Annotated in this window: 7 protein-coding genes and 2 pseudogenes; 6 read left to right on the top strand and 3 right to left on the bottom strand. The window is 54.6% G+C overall.

Going from position 1 to position 9,999, the window contains the following annotated elements; all coding sequences use genetic code 11:
• The 3 genes and pseudogenes from VAE55_RS19145 to VAE55_RS09480 all read left to right on the top strand — a co-directional run.
• Positions 1-164, top strand: a pseudogene (locus tag VAE55_RS19145) (glycosyltransferase); the annotation flags it as partial.
• A 688-nt stretch (positions 165-852) separates the two neighbouring features.
• A complete protein-coding gene (locus VAE55_RS09485; RefSeq protein ID WP_322815544.1) occupies positions 853-975 on the top strand; it encodes a hypothetical protein in 123 nt (40 codons plus the stop codon).
• A 23-nt stretch (positions 976-998) separates the two neighbouring features.
• Positions 999-1,511, top strand: a pseudogene (locus VAE55_RS09480) (WecB/TagA/CpsF family glycosyltransferase).
• A gap of 624 nt (positions 1,512-2,135) precedes the next feature.
• Here VAE55_RS09480 and VAE55_RS19140 read toward each other — a convergent pair.
• The 3 genes from VAE55_RS19140 to VAE55_RS09470 all read right to left on the bottom strand — a co-directional run bounded on the left by VAE55_RS19140 (position 2,136) and on the right by VAE55_RS09470 (position 5,666).
• Positions 2,136-2,294 carry a DUF4277 domain-containing protein gene (locus VAE55_RS19140; protein WP_416181185.1) on the bottom strand — a complete coding sequence of 53 codons (159 nt, stop codon included), beginning with the start codon at positions 2,292-2,294 and terminating at the stop codon, positions 2,136-2,138.
• Between the two features lie 266 nt (positions 2,295-2,560).
• Positions 2,561-4,153, bottom strand: a complete 1,593-nt coding sequence (locus VAE55_RS09475; protein ID WP_322815543.1) for a tetratricopeptide repeat protein — start codon at positions 4,151-4,153, stop codon at positions 2,561-2,563.
• Positions 4,154-4,295: 142 nt separating this feature from the next.
• Positions 4,296-5,666: a cytochrome P450 gene (locus VAE55_RS09470; RefSeq protein WP_322815542.1), complete on the bottom strand. Its 1,371-nt coding sequence runs from the start codon at positions 5,664-5,666 to the stop codon at positions 4,296-4,298.
• Between the two features lie 197 nt (positions 5,667-5,863).
• Between VAE55_RS09470 and VAE55_RS09465 the strand changes: the two genes are divergently transcribed.
• The 3 genes from VAE55_RS09465 (at position 5,864) to VAE55_RS09455 (ending at position 9,740) form a co-directional block, all read left to right on the top strand.
• The gene (locus VAE55_RS09465; RefSeq protein WP_322815541.1) at positions 5,864-7,243 is read left to right on the top strand and encodes a phosphomannomutase/phosphoglucomutase; all 1,380 of its coding nucleotides are present in this window, start codon (positions 5,864-5,866) and stop codon (positions 7,241-7,243) included.
• A complete protein-coding gene (locus VAE55_RS09460) occupies positions 7,240-8,355 on the top strand; it encodes a phosphoglucomutase (RefSeq protein WP_322815540.1) in 1,116 nt (371 codons plus the stop codon). Before VAE55_RS09465 ends, VAE55_RS09460 begins: the two co-directional genes overlap by 4 nt.
• Positions 8,356-8,564: 209 nt before the next feature.
• On the top strand, positions 8,565-9,740 hold the full coding sequence (locus VAE55_RS09455; protein WP_322815539.1) for a gluconeogenesis factor YvcK family protein: 1,176 nt from the start codon (positions 8,565-8,567) through the stop codon (positions 9,738-9,740).
• The last annotated feature ends 259 nt before the right edge of the window (positions 9,741-9,999 follow it).

Here is a 9,999-nt window from a genome sequence, read left to right as displayed (position 1 = left end):
CCGGCCTGGAATGGCTCTTCCGCCTGCTCACCGAACCGCGGCGCTTGTGGCGCCGGTATCTGATCAACAACCCCCTCTTTGTGGCCCTGGTGTTGGCGCAGGCGCTAGGGCTGCGGAGATACACGCTGGAATTGCCGCCCGGTCGGGGATCGCCCGACGAATGAAGAAAATCACATCTGTGAGACGCGCCAAAAACCCTCCCACGAGCGCACGCCGGATTTCCTGAGACCCGGTGTGGGCATCAGCCTGGACGTCTTCCCTACACGCTATCCGAAGCGATGCAGTCGTTGCACAAGGGCTGGAGCGTCGTGGCCATCGCCCTGCGGGAGGGAGTCTGGATGGCAGAGAAAGCAAGAGTGAAAGAGCTATTACTGGCAATGCTCCCGGCGACAGAAGGAGGTCAGTAGCCTTAGGGGATGGCTTGCCGTTCCCGCGGAGGTGAAGAATATCGTTGCTTCGCGTACTAAAAGGATGTTTTAGCGAGAACGAGATTTTTCGGCGCTTCACACCTCAGAAAGACAGTATTTGGCGTATACCTCAAATAGTATTATGCTTAACAAAGTGCTACGGTACTGGAGTATACCGGCCACAAGGTGGAGACCAGGCTGTGGCCCGATATGCCTACCGGCCCGTTTAACCGGGTGGCGGATAACTCGCTGACAAAAAACTCCTAGATTGGAAGCTGCAGGTAACCTTCCGTGAGGGATTGAAGCGAACAATTGACTAATATTTTGCCAACAAAGATCGTGAGCAAGTATGCAAGATTCTGGAGCGAATACTAACAGAACGATGATGTCAGAGATACCTCGTGTCAATATCTTAGGTATTGGTGTCAGTGCTATTGATATGACAATGGCACTGAAGGTTATCGATGGGTGGATTACCCGTCGAGAATTTCACTACATCTGCGTCACCGGTGTCCACGGCATGATGGAGAGCCAGCGGGATGAGGAGTTGCGGTATATCCACAACTGAGCCGGTTTGATACCCCTGATGGCATGCCCTTGGTCTGGCTGAGTCGTTTCAAGGGATTCCGCCACGTGGAGCGGGTCTACGGCCCGGACCTGATGCTGGTCCTGTGTGAGCGGTCAGTGGCGCAGGACTACCAGCACTTTTTCTATGGCGGGGCGAGAGGCGTGCCGGGTCAACTGACCAATATCCTCTCTCGGCGCTTCCCCGGACTGGTGGTTGCTGGGACCTATTCGCCTCCTTTCCGACCACTGACTTCGGAGGAGGATGAAGAGATTGTGCGGATGATCAACCAAGCTAGCCCCGACATTGTCTGGGTGGGCCTCGGCACCCCTAAGCAAGAGCACTGGATTGTCGAACACATTGGCCGGCTGAATGCTCCGATTCTCATCGGCGTCGGCGCAGCCTTTGACTTTCTCACAGGCCGCAAACCTCAGGCTCCTCGCTGAATGCAACGCTGCGGGCTAGAATGGTTTTTCCGTCTCCTTACTGAACCTCGTCGTCTCTGGCGACGGTATTTGATTAACAACCCCTCTTTGTGACATCGGTTTTGGCCCAGGTTCTAGGGTTACGTAGCTATCCTTTAGATGAAATAGATCAAACTACTTGCTAATCGGATTTCTCACCGCTTTCTCGAACGATACGCCCTTCACCAAAGCTTTAGTCAGGTCGATCCGTTTCGGCATCCATGTCGACCATTTCACTTCAGAAAGTTGCTGAAGATTCGTCTCGCTATGGAGGAGGCTGTCGGCAGTCAGATAGGGCATATCCCGATTCTGGAGTTGCACCATATAGGTGGCAGGCATCACTTTGGAGAAGTCTGGTTATCGATAGCATTGACCCAAGAATTGAATCCAGAAAAGCAGCACTATGCGATAAGCGGTCAGCAAGTCCACCACTATCTGTTTCAAATCTGGCCGGTAGGCAAAGCATAGCTGTGATGCACATGATCTTTGGCTCTTCCAGTCGCTTATTGTCTCATCTCCACACTAAACGAGGTGGTATCTAGGTGGACAAAGTGATGCTGGAATCCAAACAGACGCAGCGTATAGTAGGCTAACTGAGCGAAGATCTCTGCCACTCTCGTTTGCCATAGGATATCCAATACTCGCCACAACTATCATCGTTGCGCATTTCAGAGGTTAGCCTTGGCCGCAACAGGTGCTCTAGCAGCTTGTTGGGGAAAACTTTTTCCTAGAGTCTAGCGAAGCGAGGTGGTCTACAAATTCCAGGGCGTTCAGCACCATCGCTTGCACCGCCTCCCCTATACTGACTTGATGCTCGGTGATCCCGACTATCCGATCAATCTGTGCTGCTAGTTCGATCTACTGACAAATACCAACCATAGTGCCCAGATGATCCAAACGCTAGGTCGCAGATATGACCTCTGTCATAGTATCCTCCTAGGTAGGAGGATACCACAAGATTCTGTTTTTATCATCTCAAGGCACAGAGTGTCGGATTTCATGAGGTTTGTTTTGTTATCATACACGACTTAGAAAATGCTGAATATAAGTTTGTTTTACAGCTTAGCAGAAAATCATGCTACTTACGATGAGACCAAGTTGTTAGTTTATAAAATCACACCCGATCAAAAACGGCATTCCTGTTCCACCTCTTCGGTCAGTCCTTGTTGTTGAGCTTGTTGGCATAGTGCTTTTGCCCGCTCTTCATCCTTAACCCATCGCCAAAAACCTATCAGATTATTCCAGATTGACGAACTTGGTTCAAGAGCTAATGCAGTTGCAAACGCTTGTTCAACGTGATCGATCCGTTCTGGATAGGCAAAATATAGGATCTTACCGTAATGAATGTGCGCCCAGGTACTCCGTTCGTTGAGTTCGACAGCTGTTTCTGCATAGGGTAGCGCATCAACAGCCCGACCTTGTGCCCAAAGGGCCAGCGCCAGCTGACGGTATATATCTGACAAAATCGCGGCGTGCCGCGGTTCGATCTCGGAAGTTGTCTCGATCAAATGTCGTAAACCCTGCTCGACTTCGACAAAACGTTGTTCTTCATGCAGGAAGATAGCCCATCGCAACCATGCGCGCAAACGGAGTTCTATATTGAGCCAACCTCGATCAAGCGCAATACTTTGCATGAGCGCCCCGCGGTCATTCGCATTCACGAAGCGAATATACCACACCGTACTTGCGACGTCCCCTCCCATGCTTTCCGCCCTCTCGAACCATCGTAGCGCTTCATCATATCGTTGCCGCATGAACGCTACCGTTCCTGCGTGTATAAAATCGTTGGCCGTAAATCCACCTTGTCGCCAAGCTGCTGTTGCACGGTGTAAACAATCTACACGCAGACAATCGATGGCCGTCGGATCGACAATGCGAAGATCACCCCAGCCGGCTGCCAATGTATTAGTCTGTAGCGTGATAACTACCGTCTGTCCGGCCCAAGGCGCTAGATCAATGTATCCATAGCGCCAAGCTTGGCCGGATGACGACAGCGCGAACGAGCCTATGATTTCACCGTCAAGCATAACTTGATATGTAGCAGGCTGTGTGGTTGACTTTCCCATCCAAAAACTGAGTACAACCGGCGCAGTTGGTAGTGTTACTCGTAGCGCCAGATGCTCGTTCGCAACAACAGTTCGTGCCACAGGTTCCGTTGGCACCCACCAGTCGGAAGGTTCAGCACTCACCGGTAATCGCCACTCTTGTCGATTCAGCTGCGGTGATAACCATTCCCAGGCTTGATCATCTGTCTGTGTACGGGTGAGCGTTGCTATCACATGGGCAGGCGCAAGTTGCTCATACGCTATTCCTAGTTCAAACCAGGTGAGGATGCTATCAGGGCGTTTTTTCACCGCATCTGAGAAAGCGGCAATAGCAATGTCTGGGCGACCGGCCAGGATTGCTGCCCGACCAAGCTGACGCGGAGCGTCGGGGTTGTATAGTGTTGCGGCAGCTAAGCGTTGTGCTTCAATGAGCAACTGTTGAGCTACCGCTCGTTCTTCGAGAGTTGTTCGCGGCGTAAGGTCTCGCCATGGATCGTAGGGAAGCGTGTTCTTCTCGATTTGACGCGGGGTGCGCGCCAGGTGGTCGATCTGAGCGAATAATCGATGCTGCTCGACCATGATATGTAGTAGTTGGTAGCCGAGGCTGACAGGAGCAATGATAAGCGTGACAATCAGAAGCCACTTGAAATAATGAAATCTTTCTGTGATCATTAAGGTTTATCTTTGGCTCTGATATTTGAAATGGCTACTGTTATGCTCCGGTTTCTATGTGCACTGCTCTCTACGTTCATATTTGGCATAATCTCCCTCTTGCCGGTAGCACCTTCTTTCATCTTCTTCAATCGGTAGTATATCAGTAAAGGCCTGATCGCTCACCCACTCTTCGCACCTCCATCCACTGCATTGGCCCTGGGCGCAGGGTAGCGCGTGGGATTGGCCGTACCGGATAACCGGGAATGGCGCTGACCCGGAAGCGTTGCAGGATCATCGGCAGGATGAGTTGCATCTCCATAAGGGCAAAGTTGTTGCCGATGCACTGCCGTGGCCCGGTTATGAATGGTATGTAGGCGAATTTGTGACGTTGTTCGATGGCCGTCGGACGAAAGCGTTCAGGATCGAAGCTCTCGGCGTTGGGCCAGAAGTCGGGGTGGCGGTGGGTGACATATGGGCTGAGAGCGACAACAGCGCCGGCCGGCAGCTCGTAGTCGCCCAGCGTGTCGGCTTCAACAAGCACGCGGCTGAGAATCCAGGTCGGTGGGTAGAGGCGCAGCGTCTCATCGATAACCATGCGGTTGTACGGCAACTGCGGTAGATCGGCCAGCGTGGGGTTGCGGCCACCGAGCACAGTGACATATTCGGCTCGCAGCTTGCGCTCGCTCTCACCGTGGTGAGCCAGTAGGTGCAATATCCACGAGAGGGTACCGGCAGTGGTTTCGTGGCCAGCTAGGAAGATGGTCATGACTTCATCACGAATCTGCTGCACCGACATCTGCTCACCGGTGTCGGCATCACGGGCGGTGACCAGCATTTCGAGTAGATCATCGTGTTCACCCTGGCGCTGGCGACGTTCCTCAATCAGGCGATATACCGTGCGCTCCAGGAGTTCGAGGTTCCGTCGGTATTGCAAGTTACCTGGGGTCGGCCAACTGCGCGGTGGTTGCCACCAGCGGAATTGCTGACCGGCTGCCCAGTTGAGGGTGTCGTTGAAGGCTTTCCCCACCGCTTCCGCTTCATCATTGTTGAGCGATGTGCCGAACATGGTACGCACGATGATCTTCTGCGTCAGCAGCATCATCTCGTGTTGAATGTCCACCGGTTGCCGGGTACGGGCATAGGTCTCCCACCGCGCCAGCATCTGCTCAGCTTCCTCGACCATAATGCTTGCCATACGTGCAATACGCTGCTGGTGGAACGCCGGTTGCATCAGCCGCCGCTGACGAAGCCAATGCGCACCGTTGCTGGTGACCAGACCCTGGCCGAGGATTTCATCCATGGCTGCGTAACGCTTGATGTAGTTCTTCCAGTTTTCCTGCGTGATACGCTTGATCATGTCGGGATGAACGGCCAGGTACATCGTGTGGCGGCCAAGCGAAAGCCTGACCAGATCGCCATAGTGGCGCTGAATACGTACCATGAACTCAAGTGGATCGCCCAATAGACGTGGGGCAACACCTGCTATCGGTAGGCCACGCGGGCCGGGAATTACCCTTACTGGTACTGTCATAGTGCTATCTGGATGATTTTGCTGTTGATGGCTGCAACTATCGATAGCATACCACACCTGAGCGTAGGCGACAACCAGGATCATGGTGTGTGATCTTACCCGCAATCTTGACGGATGGCATGCTTTCGGCTAGGATCGAACTGACCCGATCATATGCGTGACGTTGGCGGGGAACGTCATCCACAGTAGAGGTGAGCATGGGCGTAGCGCTCAATCAAACGATCTTTCGTGCGTATGACATTCGCGGTATCGTTGAGGTTGATCTCGATGAGGCTATCTATGAACAGTTAGGCCGCGCAACCGGCACGCTCTTCCGTAATGAGGGTCGGCAGCGGATTGTCGTGGCCCGCGATGCGCGCCTCAGTTCACCGCGATTTCAGGCAGCATTGATTCACGGCTTACGTGCCACCGGAATGGATGTGATCGATATTGGCATGGTGGCCACACCGGTGATGTACTTTGCAGTTGAGGCATTGGGGGCTGATGCCGGAGCCATTGTTTCGGCCAGTCACAATCCTCCAGAATTTAATGGTCTGAAGTTACGCCGCTCAGAACCGCGCTTTGGGTCTGAACCATTACCATCGGCTGCTATTCAAGCGGTGGGCCGGATCGCCGCTGTGGAGGAGTTCGTCCAGGGGAATGGTGGCTATGAGCAGGTAGATATTGGCCCGGCGTATGTCGAGTCGGCACGGCGCTGGATTGATTTCGGCAGTCGGCGACCGCGAGTGGTCTTGGATGGCGGGAATGGCGTGGCCGGACCGCTGGCTGTCGCAATGTATGAGGCGTTGGGGATTGAGGTTATTCCCCTCTTCATTGAGCCAGATGGCACCTTTCCCAACCATCATCCCGATCCGTTGAAGGTCGAGAACCTACGCCATTTGCAGGCCGCAGTCCGCGAATACCGGGCCGATCTCGGTATTGGGCTTGATGGTGATGGAGATCGGCTGGGTGTGGTTGATGGTCATGGCGAGGTGGTGTTTGCCGACCGCTATCTGATCGTGCTGGCGAAGGCGCTCCTGGCGAAGCGCAAAGGGCCGGTGGTCTTCGATGTGAAGTGTAGTGCGGTGTTGCCGCAGGCTATCCGCGAGTTGGGTGGTGAACCGGTAATGTGGAAGACCGGCTACACCAGCCTCTCGGCGAAGATGCGCGAGATTGATGCCGTACTGGGGGGTGAGCTGAGCGGACATACGATCTTTCCCTTCCCTGGGCGCTACTTCGACGATGGCGCGTTTGCCGGTGCAGTCCTCTTGCATGCGCTATCAGAGCTGGGGCAGACGCTCAGCGAAGCATTGGCACCGTATCCGGTATTGCCCTCAATTGATGAAGGACGAATCCCATTTCCTGAAGAACGGAAGTTTGCAGTGATCGATTTCTTACGTGAGCGATTTACCGGTAAGTACCCGATTATTGATATCGACGGGGTGCGTATCGATTTTGGTGATGGCTGGGGGCTGGTACGTGCCTCAAATACCGAGCCGGCAATTACGACCCGCTTCGAGGCGCAGACATGGGAGCGCGTTCAGGCAATTCGCGATGAGATGTTGAATGTCGTCGAGGAGTTCCGCACACGGGCATGAGCGCGTATCGACGCCCTTTCCTACAGTTCTGGGAGGCAGCCTATACTGCCGGGTTCACGCTCGAACAACTACGTCGTCGGGCAATGACGGTTGGGGTGGCATTGGCCCAACAACGTGCGCGTTGTTTGATCGGTTTTGATACGCGCTTTCTGGCAAACCTCTTTGCTCAGACGCTGGCGCAAGACCTGACGGCGCAGGGGGCGACGGCTCTGCTCGCCAGCACGCCAACACCCCTGCCCGCTATCCACCACGCGCTCGATCAGAAGCAGGCCAATTGTGCGTTGTATGTATCGGCGCGCAATCGCCCTTACTACATCGGCGGGTTGCTCCTGATCGCTGATGAGAAATCTGGTTTGAGTATTACACCGACATCTGACCCTTTGCCAGACGTTGAGTTTCCCCCACCCGCGCCGAGTATAGCGACCATTGATATTCGCACACCCTATATCGAGGCCTTACGTCAGGCGATTGATCTGGAAGCTATTCGCCGCCTCCCATTAACCTTCTTCGTCGATGCTATGGCCGGTACAACTGCCGGTATCATTACGACCCTGTTCGGAGAAGGTGGGCAGACACGGGCAATTGAGATTAATCGTGATCCAGACCCGCTCTTTGGGCGGGGTGCACCACAACCGTTTGAAGCGAGTCTGCAACGGTTACGGAAGTTGGTGCGGGAGAGCGATTCACACCTCGGATTGGCGATTTCCGGTGATGGTACTGCACTAGCTGTGGTTGAACCGGGCGGTGAGGTGCTAGAACCGTTTGAGTCTGCGCTGTTACTGGCTGATCACCTTGCTACCCACTACCGGCAGCGAGGCCTGGTGATTGCACCACCGCCGGCCCCGAATAGCCTGTTGCAGGCCCAACCGCGACAACTGGCGGCGTGGCAGGAAATGACCGGTATGAAGCTCGAACTGGCCAGTGATGGTCTGCATACCGAACGGCAACCGGTTGTGGCAATGACGGCGAGTGGCGAGGTGGCGCTGAGCCGCTGGAGCTCCTGCCCGGATGGATTGCTGGCCGGTCTGTTCTTTTGCGAAGCAGCGGCACGTAGTAATGGTGGTTTGCGCACGTTGTATACTGCCCTGCGTGCTCAATTCGGTGTTCAGTAATCCGTTGTAGCGTGTCTAATCAAGTAGAATAGAGGTTATGACACACCAGCCAGCTCCTACCCTAATGCTACACCTGAACGGGGCACGGTATGCCGTGTCCCTACTGACAACCACTCACCAGCGACTCGCCGATAGCACACATGGTAACGCTTCAGTACGCGAATCACACCTGAACGATGCACAGTGTTGAGCAAGATGTGGTACAGCCCATGAAACACATCGTTAGTCGTCTAAGCGCATTACGCCACCTGCTCCCATCGCTCTCCCTTACTTTTATCGGGATCGTGCTGCTCTCGCTGGGGGTTGCTTACCTCTTTATCCACGCCTATCGTACCGTTGAAGGGTTGCCCGACATTGTCTGGTGGTTGACTCTGCAATTTCTGCCACGTCCACTGCGCGGTATTCTGCTGCTGGTGGTCGGGCTCCTGGTACTGGCGGGGGGTATCTGGCAACTTAGCGGCGTGGTAGTTATTCCCCGCCCACAACCGTTGCCTGCCGATGGTGAACTGGTATTGGGGTATGACCAGGCACGTCGGCCACGACGAGTTGTGGTGGTCTCTGGCGGCGCCGGGATGTTGATTTTGTCGGGATTAAGCGATCAGGTAAATCGCATGACGTGTATTGTCCCGATCACCGATCCGGTTGAGTATTACTATCGCGCTTCAGGGTTGCTAAACCAACCGAATGTCTATTACGTCGTGCCGACCCCAGAACCGCTTGAAGTGATTGCCGAGCTTGACGATGGCACGCTGATCGATGTGCGCCACATTCACCTGCATCCTGAACTAGCGGAACGACACGTGCGTCAATTACGGTTGAGTCAGACGACGCTCCCGCAACTGACACGGGTAACCCTGGAGGCGTTGCGTGAAGCTGATGCGATTGTGTTGGGGCCGGGAAGTCTCTTTGAGAGTATTCTCCCCAACTTTTTGCTCACGGAGTTTGCTGAAGCGGTACGGACAAGTAGTGCGAAGAAGATTTTTATCTGCAATTTGATGACCGAGCCAGGGCGAACGAGTGGCTTTCGCGTAGCCGACCATATCCGCGTGATCAGAGAGGTTGCCGGTATCACCCCAGACTATGTGCTGGTTAATGCCCAACGCATTGATCCAGAGACAACGCGCATCTATGCCGCGGCCCATCAAACCCCCGTCTATCTCGATCCAAGTGATTACGAGGAGCTGGCAACGATCCCTGGCGATATGCATGGTCAGCGTGGGGTGATCATCGAGGGTAGTATGGTTATCGAGGCCGATTTGTCGGCAGCGGTCATTCAGTACACAACATCGCTTGACAATCCGCAGCAGAGTCGAGCGGTACGGGTACTGCGCCACGACGGCCAAAAGCTGGCAGCAGCATTGCTAGAATTGCTCCGGCGGGCGTAAGGGGTTGGAGTTGCGCTACTTCCAGCAATGAGAGGCGACCTGCCCCTGCCTGCGCTGGGCTATGCATTACCCATACCTGGTGTCAACCACGTGTGTATCAGGCGGGTATGATCGCTATTGGTGCTGGTTTGAGCGACTGGCCCGGTGGCAGTGCGCCGCTCCAGCCGTGCCAACACGTGCTGGGTGGATTGCCGTATCCGCTCGTTATGCACGTGTCGTGCAGTGGTGGAGTGCGACACGCGCATGAGGAGCAGGCAAG

It is taken from the genome of Chloroflexus sp., from assembly GCF_034432675.1.
GTDB lineage: Bacteria > Chloroflexota > Chloroflexia > Chloroflexales > Chloroflexaceae > Chloroflexus.
Note: the sequence above shows the minus strand (reverse complement) of the source record. Positions and strands in the feature narration are given on the sequence as shown.

Excerpts from the sequence above, each read along its gene's own strand:
- VAE55_RS09475 (WP_322815543.1), bottom strand. The coding sequence starts at position 4,153 with ATGATCACAGAAAGATTTCATTATTTCAAGTGGCTTCTGATTGTCACG.
- VAE55_RS09465 (WP_322815541.1), top strand. The coding sequence starts at position 5,864 with ATGGGCGTAGCGCTCAATCAAACGATCTTTCGTGCGTATGACATTCGC.
- VAE55_RS09485 (WP_322815544.1), top strand. The coding sequence starts at position 853 with ATGGCACTGAAGGTTATCGATGGGTGGATTACCCGTCGAGAATTTCAC.
- VAE55_RS09470 (WP_322815542.1), bottom strand. The coding sequence starts at position 5,666 with ATGACAGTACCAGTAAGGGTAATTCCCGGCCCGCGTGGCCTACCGATA.
- VAE55_RS09460 (WP_322815540.1), top strand. The coding sequence starts at position 7,240 with ATGAGCGCGTATCGACGCCCTTTCCTACAGTTCTGGGAGGCAGCCTAT.
- VAE55_RS09455 (WP_322815539.1), top strand. The coding sequence starts at position 8,565 with ATGAAACACATCGTTAGTCGTCTAAGCGCATTACGCCACCTGCTCCCA.